Origin of the sequence: Rhodospirillum centenum SW (genome assembly GCF_000016185.1) — a bacterium.
Lineage (GTDB): Bacteria > Pseudomonadota > Alphaproteobacteria > Azospirillales > Azospirillaceae > Rhodocista > Rhodocista centena.
The window spans coordinates 1,519,492-1,540,467 of record NC_011420.2; the positions used below are offsets into that span (position 1 = coordinate 1,519,492).

Annotated in this window: 22 protein-coding genes; 12 read left to right on the forward strand and 10 right to left on the reverse strand. The window is 69.3% G+C overall.

Features of this window, described 5'->3' with window-relative positions:
- The first annotated feature begins 119 nt into the window (after positions 1–119).
- Positions 120–656: a TRAP transporter small permease subunit gene (locus RC1_RS07050; RefSeq protein ID WP_012566666.1), complete on the forward strand. Its 537-nt coding sequence runs from the start codon at positions 120–122 to the stop codon at positions 654–656.
- A 12-nt stretch (positions 657–668) separates the two neighbouring features.
- Positions 669–2,255 (forward strand): TRAP transporter large permease, encoded by a 1,587-nt coding sequence (locus RC1_RS07055; protein WP_012566667.1) that lies wholly within the window; start codon positions 669–671, stop codon positions 2,253–2,255.
- A 36-nt stretch (positions 2,256–2,291) separates the two neighbouring features.
- On the opposite strand, the gene RC1_RS07060 is transcribed toward RC1_RS07055, so the two are convergent.
- On the reverse strand, positions 2,292–2,519 hold the full coding sequence (locus RC1_RS07060; protein ID WP_012566668.1) for a hypothetical protein: 228 nt from the start codon (positions 2,517–2,519) through the stop codon (positions 2,292–2,294).
- A 187-nt stretch (positions 2,520–2,706) separates the two neighbouring features.
- Here RC1_RS07060 and RC1_RS07065 point away from each other — a divergent pair, with 187 nt between their 5' ends.
- Positions 2,707–4,401 carry a thiamine pyrophosphate-binding protein gene (locus RC1_RS07065; protein WP_041785199.1) on the forward strand — a complete coding sequence of 565 codons (1,695 nt, stop codon included), beginning with the start codon at positions 2,707–2,709 and terminating at the stop codon, positions 4,399–4,401.
- Positions 4,402–4,423: 22 nt separating this feature from the next.
- Here the strand turns inward: RC1_RS07065 and RC1_RS07070 are convergent, their stop codons facing one another.
- The 3 genes from RC1_RS07070 to recO form a co-directional block, all read right to left on the reverse strand.
- Entirely contained in the window at positions 4,424–5,056 is a 633-nt protein-coding gene (locus RC1_RS07070; RefSeq protein ID WP_012566671.1) for a glutathione S-transferase family protein, read from the reverse strand.
- A 151-nt stretch (positions 5,057–5,207) separates the two neighbouring features.
- The gene (gene parC, locus RC1_RS07075; RefSeq protein ID WP_012566672.1) at positions 5,208–7,481 is read right to left on the reverse strand and encodes a DNA topoisomerase IV subunit A; all 2,274 of its coding nucleotides are present in this window, start codon (positions 7,479–7,481) and stop codon (positions 5,208–5,210) included.
- Positions 7,478–8,230: a DNA repair protein RecO gene (gene recO, locus RC1_RS07080; RefSeq protein WP_012566673.1), complete on the reverse strand. Its 753-nt coding sequence runs from the start codon at positions 8,228–8,230 to the stop codon at positions 7,478–7,480. Before recO ends, parC begins: the two co-directional genes overlap by 4 nt.
- A gap of 184 nt (positions 8,231–8,414) precedes the next feature.
- On the opposite strand from recO, the gene RC1_RS07085 reads away from it, so the two are divergent.
- A complete protein-coding gene (locus RC1_RS07085; protein ID WP_012566674.1) occupies positions 8,415–9,089 on the forward strand; it encodes a PAS domain-containing protein in 675 nt (224 codons plus the stop codon).
- Between the two features lie 297 nt (positions 9,090–9,386).
- Here the strand turns inward: RC1_RS07085 and RC1_RS21415 are convergent, their stop codons facing one another.
- Entirely contained in the window at positions 9,387–9,962 is a 576-nt protein-coding gene (locus tag RC1_RS21415; RefSeq protein WP_148213385.1) for a helix-turn-helix domain-containing protein, read from the reverse strand.
- Positions 9,963–10,129: 167 nt separating this feature from the next.
- Between RC1_RS21415 and RC1_RS20710 the strand changes: the two genes are divergently transcribed.
- Positions 10,130–10,525 (forward strand): helix-turn-helix domain-containing protein, encoded by a 396-nt coding sequence (locus RC1_RS20710; protein ID WP_148213403.1) that lies wholly within the window; start codon positions 10,130–10,132, stop codon positions 10,523–10,525.
- A 221-nt stretch (positions 10,526–10,746) separates the two neighbouring features.
- Here the strand turns inward: RC1_RS20710 and RC1_RS07095 are convergent, their stop codons facing one another.
- Positions 10,747–11,322 carry a DNA-binding protein gene (locus RC1_RS07095; protein ID WP_012566675.1) on the reverse strand — a complete coding sequence of 192 codons (576 nt, stop codon included), beginning with the start codon at positions 11,320–11,322 and terminating at the stop codon, positions 10,747–10,749.
- A 77-nt stretch (positions 11,323–11,399) separates the two neighbouring features.
- A complete protein-coding gene (locus tag RC1_RS07100) occupies positions 11,400–11,858 on the reverse strand; it encodes a hypothetical protein (protein WP_041785201.1) in 459 nt (152 codons plus the stop codon).
- 684 nt (positions 11,859–12,542) lie between these two features.
- On the opposite strand from RC1_RS07100, the gene RC1_RS07105 reads away from it, so the two are divergent.
- The 7 genes from RC1_RS07105 (at position 12,543) to RC1_RS07130 (ending at position 18,349) form a co-directional block, all read left to right on the forward strand.
- The gene (locus RC1_RS07105) at positions 12,543–12,998 is read left to right on the forward strand and encodes a hypothetical protein (protein WP_012566677.1); all 456 of its coding nucleotides are present in this window, start codon (positions 12,543–12,545) and stop codon (positions 12,996–12,998) included.
- A 34-nt stretch (positions 12,999–13,032) separates the two neighbouring features.
- Positions 13,033–13,569 (forward strand): helix-turn-helix domain-containing protein, encoded by a 537-nt coding sequence (locus RC1_RS07110; RefSeq protein WP_148213404.1) that lies wholly within the window; start codon positions 13,033–13,035, stop codon positions 13,567–13,569.
- A 6-nt stretch (positions 13,570–13,575) separates the two neighbouring features.
- Positions 13,576–14,526, forward strand: a complete 951-nt coding sequence (locus RC1_RS19990) for a hypothetical protein (RefSeq protein WP_012566679.1) — start codon at positions 13,576–13,578, stop codon at positions 14,524–14,526.
- A gap of 18 nt (positions 14,527–14,544) precedes the next feature.
- Entirely contained in the window at positions 14,545–15,477 is a 933-nt protein-coding gene (locus RC1_RS07120; protein ID WP_012566680.1) for a major capsid protein, read from the forward strand.
- Positions 15,478–15,542: 65 nt separating this feature from the next.
- The gene (locus RC1_RS07125; protein WP_012566681.1) at positions 15,543–16,178 is read left to right on the forward strand and encodes a hypothetical protein; all 636 of its coding nucleotides are present in this window, start codon (positions 15,543–15,545) and stop codon (positions 16,176–16,178) included.
- Complete coding sequence (locus RC1_RS21420) at positions 16,175–16,414, forward strand: GcrA family cell cycle regulator (protein WP_148213405.1); 240 nt, start codon at positions 16,175–16,177, stop codon at positions 16,412–16,414. The genes RC1_RS07125 and RC1_RS21420 overlap by 4 nt, the downstream gene beginning before the upstream one ends.
- Positions 16,415–16,519: 105 nt before the next feature.
- Positions 16,520–18,349, forward strand: a complete 1,830-nt coding sequence (locus RC1_RS07130) for a putative bifunctional diguanylate cyclase/phosphodiesterase (protein ID WP_012566682.1) — start codon at positions 16,520–16,522, stop codon at positions 18,347–18,349.
- Positions 18,350–18,371: 22 nt separating this feature from the next.
- Here the strand turns inward: RC1_RS07130 and era are convergent, their stop codons facing one another.
- From era to lepB, 3 genes are read right to left on the reverse strand one after another with little or no spacing between them, the layout of a single operon-like run.
- On the reverse strand, positions 18,372–19,394 hold the full coding sequence (era, locus tag RC1_RS07135) for a GTPase Era (protein WP_012566683.1): 1,023 nt from the start codon (positions 19,392–19,394) through the stop codon (positions 18,372–18,374).
- On the reverse strand, positions 19,391–20,101 hold the full coding sequence (gene rnc / locus RC1_RS07140; protein WP_012566684.1) for a ribonuclease III: 711 nt from the start codon (positions 20,099–20,101) through the stop codon (positions 19,391–19,393). The genes era and rnc overlap by 4 nt, the downstream gene beginning before the upstream one ends.
- Entirely contained in the window at positions 20,098–20,859 is a 762-nt protein-coding gene (lepB, locus tag RC1_RS07145) for a signal peptidase I (RefSeq protein WP_012566685.1), read from the reverse strand. The genes rnc and lepB overlap by 4 nt, the downstream gene beginning before the upstream one ends.
- Positions 20,860–20,976: the final 117 nt, after the last annotated feature.

Below are 20,976 nucleotides of genomic sequence, written 5' to 3' on the forward strand. Positions count from 1 at the left end.
ACACCCCCCGCCCGCACTGCCCTGCGGGCGGGGAGGGCTTGCCGGTTGCGTCGGGGGGCGCCGTCGGGGTTGAATTGACCGGGAGAGAGGACGGCGCTCCGGGATCTCGGGGGGTGGGGATGGACAGGCTGCGCGGCTTCGTCGCCGCGGTGGATGCCCTGAACAGGATGCTGGGTGAGGCGCTGTCCTGGCTGACCCTGGGCACCGTGCTGGTCTGCTTCGCCGTGGTGGTGCTGCGCTACGGGTTCGGCATCGGCTTCGTCTGGATGCAGGAGCTTTATGTCTGGCAGCATGCGCTGGTCTTCATGCTGGGGGCCGGCTACACGCTGCTGCACAACGGCCATGTCCGGGTGGACGTCTTCTACGGCCGCGCCGGTGGACGACGCCGGGCCTGGATCGACATCACCGGCACCCTGGTCTTCCTGCTGCCCTGGCTGGCCGTCCTGGCCTGGGAGAGCGCCCCCTTCATCGGCCAGAGCTGGACCATCCGCGAGGCCTCCCAGCAGACGGGCGGCCTGCCGGGCTACTTCCTGCTGAAGTCCGCCGTCTGGGCGTTCTGCCTGCTGCTGGGCCTTCAGGGGGTGGCGCTGATCGCCCGCCGTGCCCTCTACCTTGCCGGCGATGCGCGCTACACGCCGCACGCCGGCACGGACTGAGCCGGGGCGACGATGCAGCCCGCCCTGCTCGGCGAACTGCTCGCCCTCCTGATGTTCCTCTGCACGCTGGTTGCGGTGCTGGCGGGTTATCCGGTGGCCTTCACCCTGGCCGGGACCGCGCTGCTGTTCGCCTGGGCGGGCCACGGCCTGGGCGTGTTCGATCCGGCCCTGCTGACGGGGCTGGCGTCACGCTATTTCGGCACCATGGTGAACGAAGTACTCGTGGCGGTTCCGCTGTTCGTCTTCATGGGCGTGATGCTGGAGCGCTCGCGGCTGGCGGAGACGCTGCTCACCACCATGGGCGAGCTGTTCGGAAGTCTGCGCGGGGGCCTCGGCATCTCCGTCGTGCTGGTCGGGGCGCTGCTGGCCGCCTCCACCGGCATCGTCGGGGCGACGGTGGTCACCATGGGGCTGCTGAGCCTGCCGGCGATGGCACGGGCGGGCTACGATCCGAAGCTGTCGGCCGGGATCATCTGCGCCTCGGGCACGCTGGGGCAGATCATCCCGCCCTCCACCGTGCTGATCTTCATGGGCGACATGTTGCAGGGCGCGAACCAGACGGCGCAGCTTGCGCTGGGGAATTTCGCGCCCGAGCCCGTCTCCGTCGGGCAGCTCTTCGCCGGCGCGCTGCTGCCGGGACTGCTGCTGGCGGGGCTCTATGTCGGCTGGGTGGTCGTGCAGGCGGTAGTGAACCCGGCGGCCTGCCCGGCCCTGCCCCTGGATGCCGCCGACCGCCGCCGGTTGCCGCGGAAGGTGCTGCTGGCGCTGGCGCCGCCGCTGCTGCTGATCCTGGCGGTGCTGGGCTCCATCCTGGCCGGCATCGCCTCCCCCACCGAATCGGCCAGTGTCGGTGCCGTCGGCGCCATGGCGCTGGCTGCCGCGAACCGGCGGCTGGACCTGGAGGTGCTGCGACAGGTGATGCGCTCCACCCTCACCATCAGCTCGATGGTGTTCGTCATCCTGATGGGCGCGTCGGTCTTCAGCCTCGTCTTCCGCGGGCTGGGCGGGGAGCGGATCGTGGAGGACGTGCTGTCCGCCATGCCGGGCGGCAAGTGGGGCGCCCTGCTGCTGGTGATGGCGCTGATGTTCGTGCTCGGGTTCTTCCTCGACACGTTCGAGATCATCTTCATCGTCGTACCGATCACGGCCCCCGTCCTGATCCGGCTGGGCGTCGATCCGCTCTGGCTGGGCGTGATGATGGGGGTCAACCTGCAGACCAGCTTCCTGACCCCGCCCTTCGGTTTCGCCCTGTTCTATCTGCGCGGCGTGGCGGGACGGCTGGTGAGCACCCTGGACATCTATCGCGGGGTGCTGCCCTTCGTGGGCATCCAGGTGCTGTGCGTCGGCCTGCTGATGGCCGTGCCGTCCCTGGGCACCTGGCTGCCGGAGCGCCTGTTCGCCGCCGGCCCCGTCGCGCTTCAGCCGGACGGCGAGGAGCTTCGCCGTCCGACGCCGGCAGGTCCGGTGGAACCGCGCAGCCAGGAATTCGAGAACCTGTTCGGACCCGATGGGCGGGCATCTTCCCGGCAGCCCCCCGGGCAACCCTGGGGGCCGGAGTTCGAGGACCTGTTCAGCACCGGACGGCCGCCCGGCCCCTGAGAAAGCCGTGCGGCAGAGCCGGTCGGCGGGTCCGGGTCAGCGGTCGTCCCAGTCGGGTTCGTCGGCGCGCAGCAGCTCGACCAGCCGGGCCACGCGGCCCGAGGGCATGCGCTGGAGGTCCTGGCCCAGCATGTCGTCGGCAGCCAGCCAGGTCCGCGCCTCCATCAGTTCCTGCTCGGAAGCGCCCGTACCGATGATGTTGGCGACACGCAGGTCGTCCATGCGACCGCAGATCTCGTAGACCTGATCGCGGGTGAGTGCCATGGCGGGGAACCCTTCAAGCCAGCGACAGCGCTTGGCAGATAACCCCGCCCTCCCCTGTTTGCAAGAGCCATAGGACGCGCCAGGGCGGCCCCTGGGACCTTACGTCCGGGGCTGTCGCCCCGCGTTGACAGGCGCGCGGACCGCCGCGTCTACTGCCCGCCGGTCCAACCATCCGGTCGAACCCGCCATGGCCCAGCCCCCCGTCCCCTCTCCGCCGCCCCGCAGCGGTGGACGCCTCCTGGTCGATGCGCTGGTCGGCCACGGCGCCGACATGGCCTTCTGCGTGGCCGGAGAAAGCTATCTGGAGGTGCTGGACGCCGCCGTGGACCGCCCGGAACTGCGTCTGATCACCTGCCGGCAGGAGGGCGGTGCCGCCTTCATGGCGGAAGCCTACGGCAAGCTGACGGGCCGGCCGGGCATCTGCATGGTCACCCGTGGTCCCGGGGCCTGCAACGCCGCGATCGGCGTGCATGCGTCGATGCAGGACAGCACGCCGCTGATCCTGCTGGTCGGACAGGTGGCCCGCGACCAGGCCGACCGCGAGGCGTTCCAGGAGATCGACTACCGCCGCATGTTCGGGCCGGTGGCGAAATGGGCGGCGCAGATCGACCGCGCCGACCGCATCCCCGAATATCTGGCGCGGGCCTTCCGCACCGCCACCTCCGGCCGGCCCGGCCCCGTGGTGCTGGCCCTGCCGGAGGACATGCTGCGGGAGAGCGCCGCCGTCGCCGACCTGCCGCCGGCCCTGCCCGTGCAGCCGCATCCCGATCCGGCGGCGCTGGAGCGGATGACGGCGCTGCTGGCACAGGCGCGACAGCCGCTGATGCTGGTGGGCGGCAGCGGCTGGGACGATCCGGCCTGCGCCCGCCTGCGCGCCTTCGCGGAAGCGTGGGACCTGCCCGTCGCCTGCTCCTTCCGGCGGCAGGACGTGATGGCGAACGACAGTTCCTGCTATGTCGGCGATCTGGGCACCGGCCCGAACCCGGCGCTGGTGGAGCGGCTGCGGCGGGCGGACCTGCTGCTGGCCGTGGGCACCCGGCTGGGTGAGATCCCGACCCAGGGCTACACGCTGCCGGCACCGCCGCGGGCCGCGGCCACCCTGATCCATGTCCACCCCGATCCGGAGGAACTGGGCCGGGTCTACCAGCCGGACCTTGCCGTCCTTGCCGGAACGGCGGCCTTCGCCGCCGCCGCCGCTGCGCTGCCCGCCCCCGCGGTGCGGCCCTGGAGCGGCTGGCGGGAAGCGGCGCGGGCCGAGTTCCTGGCCTGGCAGGAGCCGCCCGCCTATGGCGGCGACCTGGACCTCGGCCGGGTCTTCGGCTGGCTGCGCGAGCGGCTGCCGGCCGATGCCGTGGTGACGAACGATGCCGGCAACTTCTCCGGCTGGGGGCACCGCTTCCTGCGCTACGGAAGGCCCGGCCGGCAGCTCGGCCCGACCTGCGGTGCCATGGGCTACGGCGTGCCTGCTGCCGTGGCGGCGTCGCTGCTGCGGCCGGAACGGCCGGCCGTCTGCCTGGTCGGGGACGGCGGCTTCACGATGACGGGGCAGGAACTGGCGACGGCACTGCACCATGGCGCGACGCCCCTGATCCTGGTGTTCAACAACGGCATGTACGGCACCATCCGCATGCACCAGGAGACCCGCTTCCCCGGGCGGGTCAGCGCCACCGACCTGACCAACCCCGACTTCGCCGCGCTGGCGCGGGCCTATGGCGCCTTCGGAGCCGCCGTGTCGCGGACAGAGGAGTTCGCCCCCGCCTTCGAGGCGGCACTGGCGAGCGGCCGGGCCGCGGTGATCGAGCTGCGCATGGACCCCGACCGCATCAGCACCCGCACCACCCTGTCCCGGATCCGGGAGACGGCGCTGACGGCGCGCGGCTGACGCCTGCCGGACTCGCCGGGCCTCAGACGGTCTCAGCCCGTGGGGCGGGAACGGCCATGCCGCGCTGCACGGCGGGCCGGGCGGCGACGGCCGCGTGCCAGCGGGCCAGGGCCGGCCGCCCCGCCAGCAGCTCACCGGCCGGAAGGGCCGCGTCGATGAAGGGGAACACCGCGATGTCGGCCACCGTGTACCCGTCCCCGGCGAGATACGGAACCCGGGCCAGCCGCGCCTCCAGCACGTCGCAGCAGCGGGCGATCTCCTCCCGGTAGACGCCGATGGCGTAGGGCAGCTTCTCCGCCGCCAGCACGGCGAAGCGGAAATGCCCCACCATGGCCGGCGTCAGGTCCGTCATCCCGAGGAACAGCCAGCTCAGCGCCTCCGCCCGGCCGGCCGGATCGGGCGGCAGCAGGGTCCCCGTCATCTCCGCCAGATGCAGCAGGATGGCCCCGGAGCCGAACACCCGCACCTCGCGGCCGCCGATCGCGTCCGTGATCGCCGGCACCCGGCCGAGCGGGCTGACCCGCAGCAGTGCCGGGTCGGTGACGCGGTCGCCGTCGAAATCCAGGGGATGCACCCGGTAGGGCAGCCCCGTCTCCTCCAGCATGATGGAGGCGCGATGCCCGTGGGGCGTGCCGAAGCTGTAGAGCGTGATCATCCGCCGCCTCTCCCGCCTGGAAGCCCCGGGCGCCAGCGGCCCGGGCTCGCCGCTGATGTCGCACCGAACGCCACGGCGGCGCAACCGCTCATTGGCGGTCGCACAGCCGCAGCGCCGCTCCGGACCCGCGTCAGGGGGGGCCGGCGGCGGATCAGTCGGTGAAGCGGTTGTCCTTCGGGAAACCGTTCGGCGGCAGCTTGCCCTGGGTGCCGCGGTAAGCGATCCAGCCCTGGAGGTCGGGCAGCGTGACCGTGCGGGTCTTCTCCCCGCTGCCCCCCATGCGCCAGGACAGCCCCTCCGCCAGCGCGAAGACCTTGAGGTCGGAGAGGCTGGCGTCCTTGTACTTCTGGAGCTGGACGCCCTTGCCGCGGGTCATCACCGGCAGTTCCTCCAGCTTGAAGACCAGGAGCTTGCGGTTGTTGCCGATCACGGCGACCGCATCGCCCTCCGCCGGCACGGCCAGGACGGCGGCGGCACCGTCGGCCGGGGTCAGCACCTGCTTGCCCGCGCGGGTCTGGGCGACGACGTCGTCCGCCTCGACCTGGAAGCCGCGGCCGTCGGCGGAGGCCACGACCAGACGCTGCCCCGGCTGGTGCCGCAGCAGGGCCACGATCTCCGCCTCGCCCAGATCCACCATCAGCCGCACCGGCTCACCGAAGCCGCGGCCGCCGGGCAGCCGGTCCACGCCCAGGGTGTAGAACTTGCCGCTGCCGGCGAAGAGCAGCAGCCGGTCCGTCGTCTCCGCATGCAGGACGAAACGCTCCCGGTCGCCGTCCTTGTACTTGGTGCCGGCCACCTCCTGCGCGCTCTGATGGCCGCGGACGGTGCGGATCCAGCCCTTCTCGGAGAGGAAGACGGTGACCGGCTCGCGCTCGATCATCGCCTCCGCGGGCACGGCGAGATCCTTCGGCGGCTCGCCGATCAGGGTGCGGCGCTCGCCCAGGGCGGTCGTGCGGCCGAACTTCCGGTCCATCTCCGCCACCTCCTTGGAGATGGCCTTCCAGCGCTTGTGCCCGTCCTCCAGAAGCCCGACCAGAACGCCGCGCTCCTTGGTCAGGGCGTCGTTCTCCTTGCGGATCTCGAACTCCTCCAGCTTCCGCAGGGAGCGCAGGCGCATGTTCAGGATCGCCTCGGCCTGCACGTCCGTGAGGCTGAAGCGGGCCATCAGCTCCCGCTTCGGCTCGTCCTCCTCCCGGATGATGCGGATGACCTCGTCGATGTTCAGGTAGGCGATCAGATAACCGCCCAGCACCTCCAGCCGGTGGTCGATCTCGCCCAGACGGTGGCGGCTGCGCCGGAGCAGCACCTCCTGCCGGTGTTCCAGGAAGGCGCGCAGCACCTCGTAGAGGGTCATCACCCGCGGCACCAGCCCGCCTTCGCGGGCGTCCAGCACGTTCATGTTCATGCTGAAGCGGGTTTCCAGGTCCGTGTTGCGGAACATCTGTTCCATCATCACGTCCGGATCGACGTTGCGGCTCTTGGGTACCAGTACCAGCCGGATATCCTCGGCCGATTCGTCGCGCACATCCTCCAGCAGCGGCAGCTTCTTCTCCGCCAGCAGCTCGGCGATCTTCTCCACCAGGCGCGACTTCTGCACCTGGTAGGGGATCTGCGTGACAATGATCTGCCAGGTGCCCTGGGCCAGCGGCTCCTTCTGCCAGCGGGCACGGGTGCGGAAGGCACCGCGGCCGGTGCGGTACGCTTCCAGGATGTTCTCCCGGCTCTCCACCAGCACGCCGCCGGTGGGGAAGTCCGGCCCCGGTATCCAGCTCACCAGTTCCTCGACCGTCACCGGGCGGCGCTTGTCCGGAGCGGGCAGCAGCTCGCGCTCGATGATCAGGTTCAGGGCACCGCAGATCTCCCCCACATTGTGCGGCGGGATGTTCGTCGCCATGCCGACGGCGATGCCGGCCGACCCGTTCGCCAGCAGGTTCGGGAAGGCTGCCGGAAGTACCATCGGCTCCTCCCCCTCCCCGTCATAGGTCGGGCGGAAGTCGGTGGCGTCCTCGTCGATGCCGGCCAGCATGGCCTTGGCGACCTCGGTCAACCGCGCCTCGGTGTAGCGCATGGCCGCGGCGTTATCGCCGTCGATGTTGCCGAAATTGCCCTGGCCCTCGACCAGCGGATACCGGGCCGCGAATTCCTGCGCCAGCCGCACCAGCGCGTCGTACACGGACTGGTCGCCGTGGGGATGGAACTTGCCGATCACGTCACCGACGACACGGGCCGACTTCTTGGGCGGCGTCGTCGGCTCCAGCCGGAGCTGGCTCATGGCGTAGAGCAGCCGGCGATGCACGGGCTTCAGCCCGTCGCGCACGTCCGGCAGGGAACGAGACACGATGGTTGAGAGGGCATAGGACAGGTAGCGCTCGCCCAGGGCCTCGGCGAGCCGCTTGTCCAGAATCTCGATGGCGGCGTCGGTCATGGTGCCGGAGTGATACCAGATGTTGTATGCGCTTTGCGATAGCGATCCACGAATCGCGTCCGGGCGGCCGGCACTTCGGCATGGCGCAGGGCGAACAGGTGGCGGTCGAGGAAGTGGCCGGTAAGCGCCAGCCCTTGCACCACCTCCTCAGCGCCCCCCGCACTCCGCCCCACCAGGAACGGCGGCAGCGCCAGCAGCCGGTCACGGTACGGCTCCCCGGCGGAAAGGGAGACGGCGCGGCCCGTGCGCGGGCTGACATAGGCGAGCTGGTCGTTGTCCGTGATGCCGGTCGCGGCACAGCTCCCGAAGTCCAGACCGAAGCCGGCTTCTTCCAGCAGCCCGATCTCCCAGCGCACGTAGATCTCGGCCCAGACTTCCGTCTGCAAGGCGTCGAAAAGCGCCAGCGTGGCGTCGAACAGGGCCGGGTGCGGTTCCCGTTCCGGCAGCGCGGCATCGACCAGGGCGCAGGCCGAGGAGAGCGCGGCCAGCCGCAGCGGATCTTCCAGAAGGCCGGCCGCCGTCGCCCGCTCAAGCTCCAGCGCGAGGGTCCCGAGCTGTTCGACCAGCCGGGCGGCCCAGCGGGCGGCGACACGGTTGCCCGGTTCCAGCACCGGCCGCATCCGGCCGGACTGACCACCATGGACAAGGCCGGCATGGCGCCCGTGGCCGCGGGTCAGCAGCACCGCCAGCGCGGCGGTCTCGCCGTGCGGGCGGGCGGACAGGACGATGGCGTCGTCGGTCCATTCCATGCCGCGGTTCTAGCAGAGGCGGCCCCCGCTGTCGCGCCGGACCAGCGGCAAAAGGTCAGGTCGGTGGCCGGACCCTTGTGACGCGGTGATTACGATAAATTTAGAAGGCTGTGGCAAAGTTGGGCTAGCATCCATGGATGGCACAGCCGCGGGACGCTTCCCGCGGATGCCGAGAGCGTTTCGAATGATCGCATACCACACGACCTTGACGGCCCGCACCGCCGGGCAGATCCGGCTCAGCGAAGAACGCTATGCCCTGGCGGCCGCCGCCGGTAACGACGGCCTCTATGACTGGGATCTGCGGACCGACCGGATCTACTACTCCCCCGGCTGGAAGGCGCTGCTCGGACTCGCCGAGGAAGACGTGGGAAACAGCCCCTCGGAATGGCTGGATCGGGTCCATTGCGAGGATGTGATCTGGCTGCACGCGACGCTGGACGCTCAGGCCAGTGCAGGCGGCAAGCCCTTCCAGATCGAATACCGCGTCCGCCATGCCAACGGTGGCTGGCGCTGGATGCTCTGCCGCGGCATCGCCGTGCTGGATGCGGAGGGCGAGCCGCAGCGCATCGTCGGCTCGCAGATCGACATCACCGACCGCAAGGTCGCCGAGGAGGGACTGCGCCTCAGCGAGGAACGCTACGCCCTGGCGGCTGCGGGCTCGAACGACGGGCTCTGGGACTGGCGGGTGCCGGAGGGAGAGGTCTACTACTCCGCCCGCTGGGCCAGGATGCTGGGCCTGGGCGAGCGGGAGATGACCGGGACCATCGAGGACTGGTACGCCCGGGTGCATCCGGACTGCCTTCCCGCCCTGCGTGCGGCGATGGACCTGCACCTGTCCGGCGGCAGCCGCCAGCTGTGACACGACAGATGGTCTTGGAGAGGACCGGGATATTCCGAGAATTACCGGGACGTATCGAGACACCGCAGAAACCCTGGGGTTCGGGGCGCCTTCGGTGGGGACCTGCTCCAAAACCATGTGACGCACCGAAAACGGCCTTTGCGACAGATGGTCGTGGAGGCGCCCCAGGGTCGACGCGGAGGGCGAAAGAGGCCCCGTCGAAGCGGGTGACGGTACCGCGGCGCCCGGCTACCACCAAAGATATTGCCCACCGCTCACGGTGTCGATAGGTTCCAGCCTGCCGCGATCTGACGATCCTCAGGCCCGGCGTTTACTCTCGGCGCCGACCGGGGCTTCGCGGAGGTCGCGGCGCAGCTGGGCGAGCATGCCCTTCACGGCGACCTTGCGGTCGTTCGGGTCGTCGTAGGCGCCGACCAGGTCGGCGTGCATGCGGGCCGCCTGGCGCCCCAGGTCGCGCGGCGGAAGCCCTACGTTTTCCTCACGATAGACGGCGATGATGCCGTCGACGAGCAGGCCCATCAGGTCCTCGTCGACGGCCACCGCTCGCCCTTCAACCGCCAGCGGAGGCTCAGCCTCTACCGGCGGTGCCGACGCATGCCTGCGCTCCATCGGGACATCACCGCCGGCGAGCCATTCGAGCGAGACGCCGGCGGCTTCAGCCATGCGAGCCATTGCGAAGAATTGCGGTTTCGCCTTCCCGTCGCGCCATTTTCCAATCTGCTCGTCGGTGACGCCGACAATCGTCGAGGTCGCGCGCAGGCCGCCGATCCGTTCAATGGCCGTTGAGAGACGGCTTCCGACTTCCGGGCTGTAACCCGGAACGGCGGCGCTCTTCCCCCTATTCTCTTCCGACTTATCATAAGTGTCTGACATACCACCATTTTCCGCGATACCGACGAAGGACGGCACATCTCGCAAGTCGGAACCGATTTTTCCCGTTGACGCAGCCGTTTAACGTCGGCATTGTCAGAACAGATGTTTTGAATTGACACCGACAAAAACCGGCCCTGCCAGGCCGGCGCGAGATGGAGACGAACCCGATGGCGAAGCGACGTCCGAAGGGCTGGCACAAGGAGGACATCAAGGCGGCGATCCGCAAGCGCGGCACCACCGTGACCGACCTTGCCCTGTCCAACGGCCTGGGCTCCAGCACCTGCCGGGTCGCCCAAAACGCTCGCGACAGATGGTGGTGGAGCGGATACGCCGTCCGGTCGGAGGCCGAACCCAAAGATTTCTGCGGCCGTCGCAGTAATGGCGAGGAGCGGAGTTCTCTACTCGAAGTCGGAAAGAAGTGCCGCCGGGTTCGGAGTTTCGTCCGGCTTCTCCGAAATTTTAATCCTGTCAGTGTGTTGAAGACCGTTCCTCAAGCATACGTAGCGGGCCGGACAGCCTGGAATTCGGCCGGCTCCGGAGGCAGTGCCGACAACTGGACTTAGGCATACCGCTAACGCGATCTTTCGGGGACTGGCTTGACCAAGAAGAAGTGGGCAGGGCAGGACCTGATGGATAAGAAAAAGGGCCGCCCCTTTCGGAGCGGCCTAATCAACCAAGGAAACGGCCAGAAACTCTTAAACCGAGGCTCAACAACGGCTTCGGCGGGTTGATCGCCATGGGCGCGCTACCGCCGACGGTGGCGCTTTCCAAGTAATGCGCAAGGTCATGCGGGGAGCCTGATGCCCATCCGCGCAAGCGCCTCTTCCACCTGATGGGCGGTGGGGGCATCCAGGCTTGGCGGCAGGGTGGCTTCCAGGCGTGCGACGGCGGACGCGACGGAGGCGACGGCGCCGCTCTTGACCAGGCGCAGGAGGGGCAGCGTCCACGGCGGCGCCGTCGTGGTGTCGTCGGCAAGCACCGGCCGGGGCGCCGCCGGCAGGCGCAACTCGATGCGCTCCGGCTCCGGCTCCGGGATCGCCTCGACGATGAGGGCGATGAGCTGGTCGAAGGCGCGCGGCGGCAGCGACGTGACGTGGTACTCGAACCGGATGCCGCCGCGCCCATGGACCTCGCGGACGCGCCACGCCTCGGCGCGGGCAAGCCGAGTGATGCCGGCCTTGGTCGCCGGCAGGCCGGGCAGGCGCACGCCCGCCAGTTCCGCAGCCGAGAACCACTCACGCACGCGCCCCTTATCGCGGAGCACCTGGACAATGACGGCTTCCAGGAAGTGGGCACGGCGGCGCAGGTACGCCAGTTCCTCGGCACCGACGGATACGGTGAACTCGAAACGATCGGTCATTGCAGAACCCCCTCACCACAACGGGCGGACCTTGGCGGCCCGCCCGAGTTGGAATGTCAAGATTGGCCGGCGGCCGGTCACTCCCCGGTGCCGATACGCCGGCCCGCGTCGTCCTTGTCGTCCGACACCTTGAGCTTGGGGTAGGTGTCGCCTTCGCCGTCATCGTCCCCGGTAGCGGCGGCGCGGGCCTCCCGCAGGGCGTTTTCCCGGCCTTCGGCGAAGGCACGCACGTAGTCCCTGGCGTACCTGCCAACGTCCTCTTCAAGCATGTGGATCATGACACCACCGTTGGTGAGGCTGTTCTCCACCGCCCGTAGAAGCACCGCGAGGCCGCTCCGTTCGCGGCTCGACATGGCCTCTTCCGCCTCCGTCAGGGCGTAGCGAACGAAGGCCACGACGCATGCGGCGTCGTCCATCGCGTCCATGTAGCGGGCGCTGCGCCGACCACCAGTGACGCTCTCGGGGTCGATGAAGGCGAGAGAGGGGTATTCGCGGGCCTCGGGGGCGGTGCTATGTTGATTGGTAGCCTGAGACATGGGGCTTCTCCATCGTCTTGGGTCAGGCCCGGTGGTGTGCGTCACCACACCATCGGGCCGCCGGTTATAACCGTACAAAACAGCTTGTAACACGCACTGGACTTCGCGGCAAATGTTTTGTACGGTCCTATCCGGACAGAAGGAGATAGAATGTGGCACGGCCAACCGACGATCCCAAGACAGCGCGCTTGGAGATCAGGGCGACCCCGGCCCTACTGGCGGCGGTGGATGAATGGCGGCAGGGGTGCGAGGTTGTACCTCCCCGCGCTGAGGCAGTCCGATACTTGATCGAACTCGGACTTGCGGCAGCGACACGGCGTCGCCAAGAGGCCGACGGCGACGAACCCTGAAGACGCGGCCCCGCCCCAAGCGGGGCCGTTGCCGTTTGTCCAACCGGAACGATCCTTCCGGTTTTGCCGCTGGCGGAGCGGCGCGAGCGAAAACCGCCTCAGAAGCCCGTGGACACGCCTTAGCGCCTCGGCCGCCTCCATCTTACCGAACTACCCCCTAAGGGGCGCCCTACCCCCTTTAAGACCCGTTTAACGGCGACGCCATGAGGCATCCGCCGGGGCGGGTGCGTGGCGTGCTTCGGCGGATGGTTGGCCCGGAAGTAGTTCAGGGCAGAGGATTGACCGGAAGTCCTTCAGTCTTGACGGAGTGAAGCAAAAAGCCGGGGCGCGGTCAATGTGTGGCGAGAATGTCAACAAGCGAAGGGGCGGGCTTGACTTCGAGCTTCGCCGCAACTTCTACGGCGAGACGACGCGCCTGCTGTTGGATGCGCTTGGCGACAAGGCGGAAGCCTTCATGGTCGCCTTCGGCGGTGGCGAGGGCCGGTTGATACCTGCCGCCCCGCACCCCGACCATCCCTTCGTGTCCGTCATCGGCCTTGAGAAGATGCGAGCGCTGGTGGACGCGCTGGGCGGAGAGCGGGTTTACATCCCCACGGTCAAGCGGGCGGCGAGCCGCAAGTTCCTGATCGCGCAAGCGATCATGCGTAACGAGGTGTCGCGGTCCGAAATGGCGCGGTGCTGCGGCGTGACGGCGCGGTATGTGCGGATGGTGGCGCGGGAGATGGAGGCGGCAGGTGTCGCCGTGCCGCCTCCCATGACGAAACCGCCCCACCGGGATGAACCCGAGTGAGGCGGCCAGTCCTGCAGGGAAGTGGAGTCTACCCGTGACACCAACGAACATAGACGCGGTGGTCAGTGCCGCCAGCCTGACAGATGACAGTCCGGTGGTGCCGCTGCTGAATCACCTGGAGCCGGATGCCCTGTTCCTCGGGGTCGCGCGCGACTTCTGCCGCCGGTCGCCGACGATGGCCGACAGGATCATGCCGCCCCTGGTGGTGGCGCTGGCGAAGGCCGGCGGATACGACGCGGCGCTCACGCTGGTGTGGAAGCGCGGCGGGCAGTCGCCGCGCCTGCCGTCGCCGTACCGGATCGCGGGGTCTTGGCTGGCGGAGATCGTCGGCAAGGCGACGGCTATCCGCATGTACCACACGCTCGAAGCCCGCCAGACGGCGGAAGGGCGCGTCCACATTCCGACCCGCGCCGCCGTGCGCAAGTGCGTGCGCCTAGCGTGCCTGGAGCACCTGGCGGCGGCGGGCCTGTCGAAAGCCCGCATCGCCTCGGTTCTCGGCATGTCCGAGCGCACCGTCTGGCGGCACATCTCCGACCGCCGCAAGGCGGACCTCTCTCGCAAGCAAGGATGATCCCGGATGCCCGATGAACTGGACATCGAACTCTTCCGCCCCGGCACCTTCACGGCGGCCGGCGGGCGGAACCTCGACTTCTCCGCCGATACCCTGGCGCAGATCGCGGCGGGCTACGACCCGGCCGCCTATGACGCGCCCGTGGTGGTGGGGCACCCGGCCGGCGACGCGCCGGCCTACGGATGGGTGAAGGGGCTCCGGATCGAAGGCGGCCGCCTGAAGGCGACGCTGCACAAGATCGACCCGGCCTTCGCGGAGCTGGTCAAGGACGGGAAGTACCGCAAGGTGTCGGCGTCGTTCTACATGCCGGACCACCCGAACAACCCCAAGCCGGGCGCCCTGTCGCTTCGGCACGTCGGCTTCCTCGGGGCGCAGCCGCCGGCCGTGAAGGGCCTGAAGCCGGTGGAGTTCGCCGAAGGCGACCGGGTGGATCGGGTGGCGGTGGTGGAGGCGGACGGCTTCGCCGACTTCGCCGAAGGCGGCGCCACCATGGCGGAGCTGCTGGCGCAAGTCCGCGCCCTCAGCAACCAGGTCAACGAACTGCGGGCCAGGAACGCCGACTTCGCGGAGACGGAGCGCGCCGCCAAGAGCCGCGAGAACCGGGCCTTCGTGGCGACCCTGGTCAAGGAAGGCCGGTTCTGGCCCGGCTTCGCCGACGGCATGGCCGCCTTCCTCGACAGCCTGGACGGGCCGGGCCACGTGATCGAGTTCGCCGAACACGGCGAGACCGTCACCCGCTCCGGCGGCGAGTTCATGCGCGACTTCCTCCGGCGCCAGCCCGTCACCATCCACTTCGGCGAGCTGGCGGCGCCGGATGCCGCCGCCGTCGGCGAACACGCCACCGAAGACGAACTTGCCGAGCGCATCGCCGGCTTCGTGGAGAGCGAGCGGGCGGCCGGCCGCACCGTCTCCTACTCCGACGCTCTGCGCGCCGTCACCCTTTCCCGCAATGCCTGATCCCTAGGACGCACGCCCATGAAGCATCCCTTCCCCGCGAGCCCCGACCTGACCTCGGTGGTCATGGCCTATCGCAACCCGCGCATGATCGCCGACGAGGCGCTTCCCCGCTACCCGGTGGAGAAGATGAACTACCGCTACAGCGAGTACGACCTGGCGGAGGGCTTCACCGTCCCCGACACGCTGGTCGGCCGCAAGAGCGCGCCGACGCAGGTGGAGTTCAAGGCCGTCGGCCGCGACCGCAGCACCAAGGACCACGCCCTCGACGACGTGGTGCCGGTGGTGGACGTGGAGAACGACCCCAACGGCCGCAACCGGGTGGCCCGCACGTCGGAGCGCCTGGCGGACCTGATCGCGCTCGACCGCGAGATCCGCACGGCCAACCTGATCTTTGATGCGGCGCAGTACCCGGCGGGCCACAAGGAGACGCTGGCGGGCACCAGCGTGTTCGGCGACCCCAACAGCGACCCCATCGGCATCGTCACCGACGCCATGGACGCCCTGATGATGCGTCCGAACGTCATGGTGTTCGGCCGCTCGACCTTCACCCGCTTCGCCCGTCACCCGCAGGTGGTCAAGGCCGTCAACGGAACCTCCGGCGACAGCGGTTTCGCCCGGCGCCAGCAGGTGGCGGAGCTGTTCGAGGTGGAGAAGGTGCTCGTGGGCGAGGCCTTCGTGAACATGAACCGGCCGGGGCAGACGGCAAACCTTCAGCGGGCCTGGGGGCCGCACCTGGCGCTGTACTACCTGGCGCCGCTGGGCGGGCCGGACGAGAACCCGTCGTTCGGCTTCACGGCGCAGTACGGCAAGCGCATCGCCGGCGACAAGGAAGACCCGAACATCGGCATGCGGGGCGGCTATCGCGTGCGCGTCGGCGAAAGCGTCGATGAGGTGATCGCCGCGCCCATGCTGGGCTACTTCCTGGAGAACGCCGGCGCCGATCCGGCCTGATGAACCGGCGGCCGGCGGCCCATGGGGGCAGGCCGGCCGCGAAAGACCGAAAGGGGCGCGACCCGATGCAGTACCTGACGAACGAAGCGGCCCGCGCGGCCCTGGCGGAGCGGCTGGCGGCCATTAAGGCCAAGGTAGAGCGGCGGGAGAGTGTCGCACGGCTGGAACAGCGGCTCGACCGCCGCATCCAGGAGCTGGCAGAGGAGAGGAAGGCGGCGCTGCTGGCCTGTGCCGCGCTTCAGGAAGGCGCGGAGACGGTGGAGGCGTGGCGGGAGCGCACCAAGGCGGCCGGTGAGCACGAAAGCCAGGCGACGGTTCTGCGGGCGACCCTGGAAGGTCTTCGCGTCGAACTGGCGGCGGCCCGTCGCGAGAAGGCCGGCCTGGTGGCGGAGCTGAACGACGACTGGCGCGACTTCTGGCGCCGCTACGGCGATGCCCTGGTGAAGGAGTACCGCGAGGCGGCCGAAAACCTGGTCTTGCGCTACCTGCATCCGCTCCGAGCCATCGGCGCGAAGGGTCACGGCATGTCGCGCCTGTGCGCCGGGGCCGTGGAGGGCATCGGGTGGTGGGAAGAGGGCAACGTCCGCCGCACCGTCTGGCCTGCCCACGACACCCGCGACGCCGCTGGCAACAGGATCGAGGCGGCGGACCTCTACGGCCGCCTCACGGCCGATCTTCTGGCCTCCGGGGAGGACGCATGACGCTTCCGACCTTCCAGTGCGTCGGCGGCGTCTGGCGCTGGCACCTGGGAGACCAGGAACCCGAGGGGTGCCGCTACGTCATCGGCGAACCGTGGCGGCCGGGCTGGCGGTTCTGCCAACAGCCGATACACGGCGAAGGCAGCTACTGCGAAGAGCACGCGAAGGCCTGCCTCACGCCGCTGAAGCGGAAGAAGGCGGCCGGCGGTACACGGAACCGAAGAAAGGAACGAGAATGAACGTGGGGGACCTCCTGAAGGCCCTGAAGGGCCTGCCCGCTGACGTGCCTGTGGTGTTCGATACCGGGCTCTACGGCCCGATCATCGACACCCGGACAGTGGGGTGTGGACGTGCGTCGCCTGTACGAGGGCGGCGCCCATGCGGGCGGCGGCCAGTTTGTGGCGAGAGTGCGGATCGGCGACCGTCGGGTGGTGATGGGGCTGGAAGGCGCCCCGCGCACGACCCCGGCAATCCGAGCACGCTTCAAGAGCGACGGGGAGGTGGTCCGGTTCCTGACCGAGCACGCGGACGGCCGCACCATTGATTGGTTGACGGCGGAGGCGAAAAGGCGCTTTGGTGATGCCCGCGCCCCCTCACGGTCGGCTATAGGACGCTTCGTCGTCCGCCTTCGCCGTCAGCACCACTTGCCGCGCAAGTACCGGGCCGCGCTCCACGACCATGTGTCGCGCGCTCCAGAACCATTTGGCGCGCTACACCAGCTTGAGCACGAATTCCGCATGCTGCATGCCTCCGGCGCGGAATGCTGGATGCTGGTGCGCGGCGCCGCGATACGGGACGGCAACGGCACAGCCCTACGCATGGCCGGGTCGATGTCGGACATCACGGCCCGTAAGCATGCCGAGGCGCAGCTTCTCTTCGACGCCTTCCACGACGGTCTGACCGGGCTGTCCAACCGTCACCTGCTGCTGGACCGCATCGGGCAGGCGATCGACCGCCGCCGGCATCCGACGGACGGACAGTTCGCCCTGATCCTGTTCGACCTGGACCAGTTCAAGGCCATCAACGACAGCCTCGGCACCGCCCTGGGGGACGAGGTGCTGCGCATCGTGGCCAGGCGGCTGGGCGAGGCCCGGCGCAGCGGCGACACCGTGGCCCGCACCTCGGTGGACGAGTTCGGCGTGCTGATGGACGGAGTCGCCGACGTCAAGGCCGCCATGAGTGGCGCCGAGCGGCTGGCCGCCGCGGTCTGCCGGCCCATCACCCTGCCCGACGGGCGGGAGATCGTGCTGACCTGCTCGGCCGGGCTCGCCATGTCCAACACGGGCTATGCCGCGGCAACGGACATGCTGCGCGACGCCAGCCTCGCCATGTTCCGCGCCAAGGCCGCCGGCCGCAGCCGGATCGAGGTGTTCGACGACGCCCTGCGCGAGCGTGCCCTCTCGCGGCTGCGCACGGAGTCCGACCTCCGGGTGGCGCTGGACAGCGACCAGCTCTTCCTGGTCTATCAGCCGATCATCCGCATGCAGAACGGCAGCATCGCCGGTTTCGAGGCGCTGGTGCGCTGGTCCCACCCGGAGCGGGGCACCATCCTGCCCGGCGAATTCATCGCGCTGGCGGAGGAGACGGGGCTGATCCTGCGCCTGGGCCGCTGGGCCCTGAAGGAAGCGGCACTCCAGATCAAGGACTGGCGCCGGCGCACGGGCCGCGACCTGTTCGTCAGCGTCAACGTCTCCGGCCGCCAGCTCATGGACGACGACATGGCCGCCGCCGTCGCGCAGGTGCTGGGGGAGACGGGCGTGGAACCCCGCGCCCTGAAGCTGGAGATCACCGAAAGCCTGCTGCTGGACGATACCGCCCGCTGCGTGCAGATGCTGCACGACATCCGGAAGCTGGGCGTCCGCCTCTGCCTGGACGATTTCGGCACCGGCTTCTCGAACCTCAGCTACCTGCACTCCTACCCGGTGGACACGCTGAAGATCGACCGCAGCTTCGTGCGGGCGGCCACGGCCGGCGACCGCCGGGCCGAGATCGCCCGCATCATCACCATGCTGGCCGCCGCCCTGGATCTGGAGGTGGTGGCGGAAGGCGTGGAGCGGGATGCGGAGGCCGCGTTCCTGCGCGACCTCCATTGCCAGTACGCCCAGGGCTACTTCTTCGCCCGGCCGATGCCGCCGGAGGAGGCCGAGCGCCACCTGCTGGTCCAGGCGGCCTGACGGGCCGCCCGGACCGGGGGGATCAGGCGTTGTAGTCCAGACCCCAGTCCCGGTAGCGCTCGGGATCGTCCACCCAGTTCTCCCGCACCTTGACGAACAGGAACAGGTGGACCCGCCGGTCCATCATGGTCTCCAGCTCCTGCCGGGCGGCGGTGCTGATGTGCTTGATGCGGCTGCCGCCCTTGCCCAGCACGATGGCCTTCTGTCCGTCGCGCTGGACATAGATGACCTGGGAGATCTTGACGCTGCCGTCGTCGAACTCCTCCCAGGACTCCGTCTCCACCGTGGCGGCGTAAGGCAGTTCCTGGTGCAGTTGCAGGAACAGCTTCTCCCGCGTCACCTCCGCCGCCAGCAGCCGCTCCGGCATGTCGGAAAGCTGGTCGGCGGGATAGAGCCACGGCCCTTCCGGCACCTCGGCCGCGAGGAAGGCCGACAGGTCGGCCAGCCCGTCGCCCGTGAGCGCCGAGATCATGAAGGTGCGGGTGAAGATGCCGTGGGAGTCCAGTTCGGCGGCCAGCTTCAGCAGCTTCTCGCGCTTGATCAGATCGACCTTGTTCAGGGCCAGGATGGCGGTGCGCCCCGCCTCCTTCAGCCGCTCGATGATGCCGAGCGTGTCCTCGTCCAGCCTGTCGTTGGAGGCGTCGTACAGCATCACGATCAGGTCGGCGTCCGTCGCCCCCTGCCAGGCCGCCGCCACCATGGCCCGGTCCAGCCGGCGCTTCGGCTTGAAGATACCGGGCGTATCGACGAACAGGAGCTGGCTGTCCCCGGTGATGCCGATGCCGAGCACGCGCGAGCGCGTCGTCTGCACCTTGGGGCTGACGATGGAGACCTTGGCGCCTACGAGCGCGTTCAGCAGGGTGGACTTGCCGGCGTTCGGCGCCCCGACCAGGGCGATGAAGCCGCAGCGCGGATGCTCCGGCTCGGGCGTGCCGTCCTCCCCGTCATCGTCCGTATCGTCCTCGAACGCCTCCTCCCCCTCCTCGGGGAAGTCGTCGTCGGGGAGATCGTCCTCGGGCCGGGAATCGTCGTTGAAGGTCGTCATCCTTTTACGGTCCTGATCTGGCGCAGCAGGGCTTCCGCCGCCGCCTTTTCCGCAGCGCGCTTGGACGGTCCGGTGGCGGTGGCGGGCTCGGCCCCCTCCACCCGCACCCGCACCCGGAAGACCGGGGCGTGGTCCGGCCCCTCGCGCGAGAGTGTCTCATAAGCAGGCAGCGGTCGCCCGCGGCCCAGGGCCCATTCCTGCAACGCCGTCTTGGGGTCCTGCGGCGGCGACAGGTCGGCCTCGATCAACGGCGTCCAGCGCGTGCGGATGAGCGTCCGCGCCGGCTCCAGACCGCCGTCCTGGAAGATCGCGCCGATCACCGCCTCGCAGGCGTCGGCCAGGATGGCCGGCTTGGCCTGCCCGCCGGAATCCCGCTCGCTGGGGGCGAGCCTCAGGAACGGGCCGAGCCCGATCGTCTCCGCCACGACGGTCAGCGCCTCCGCCCGCACCAGCGCCGTGTGGCGTCGGGCGAGCGCCCCCTCCGCTTCGGCCGGAAACCGCTCCAGCAGCCACTCCGCGATCACCAGCCCGAGCACACGGTCGCCCAGGAACTCCAGCCGTTCGTAACCGCGGCCGGCGTTGCGTTCGACGCCGCCGAGGCTGGGATGTGTCAGCGCCTGCACCAGAAGGTCACGGTGGCGGAAATGGTATCCCAGCCCCGTCTCAAGCTCGGACAGCGGCGGGCCGCCGCAATCATGCGTGGTCATTCAATCCCGTCGAACAGGCGGTCGAAACGGATGGCCCAGGGCCATTCCCAGAACTCCCAGAAGCTGGTGCCCTCTTCCAGGGAGAAGAAGATGAACTCGGCCCGGCCGACCAGATTCTCCACCGGGATGAAGCCGACCTGGTTCAGCACCCGGCTGTCGGTGGAGTTGTCCCGGTTGTCGCCCATGGCGAAGACATTGCCCGGCGGCACGACATAGACGGGCGTGTCGTCCAGCCCCCCGGCATCCCCGAGCTGCTCGATGATCAGGTGCTGGCGGCCGTTGGGCAGGGTTTCGATGTACTGCGGCACGGCGATGGCGGTTCCCATCACCTCCCCCACTACCCGGTCCTGGATCCGTTCCCGCTTCACCGGCTCGCCATTGATGTGCAGAACGCCGCCGATCACCTGGATGCGGTCACCGGGCAGGCCGATGATGCGCTTGATGTAGTCGGTCTTGCCGTCGCGCGGCAGCTTGAACACCGCCACGTCTCCCCGCTCCGGCAGGCCGCCCAGGAGGCGCCCGTCGAACAGCGGCTGGCCGAAGGCCACCGTATGGCGGCTGTAGCCGTAGCTGAACTTGGAGACGAACACATAGTCGCCGACCAGCAGCGTGGGGATCATCGAGCCGGAGGGGATGTTGAACGGTTCGTAGGCGAACGTCCGGATCATCAGGGCCAGAAGGATACCCCCGGCGATCCAGCGCAGCTCATCGAGCAGCTTCAGGAAGCCGGAACGCTCGGAAACGCTTTGAACGCCCATACAGTGGGACCTCGGAACAGGATGACCCGGCACAAGGCGGGATCGGGTTGCGGCCCCGCCCCGGTCGGCGCAGGTCCAGATTCGGCTTCCCTATATGCTACCTGCCGTAAGGTCGGG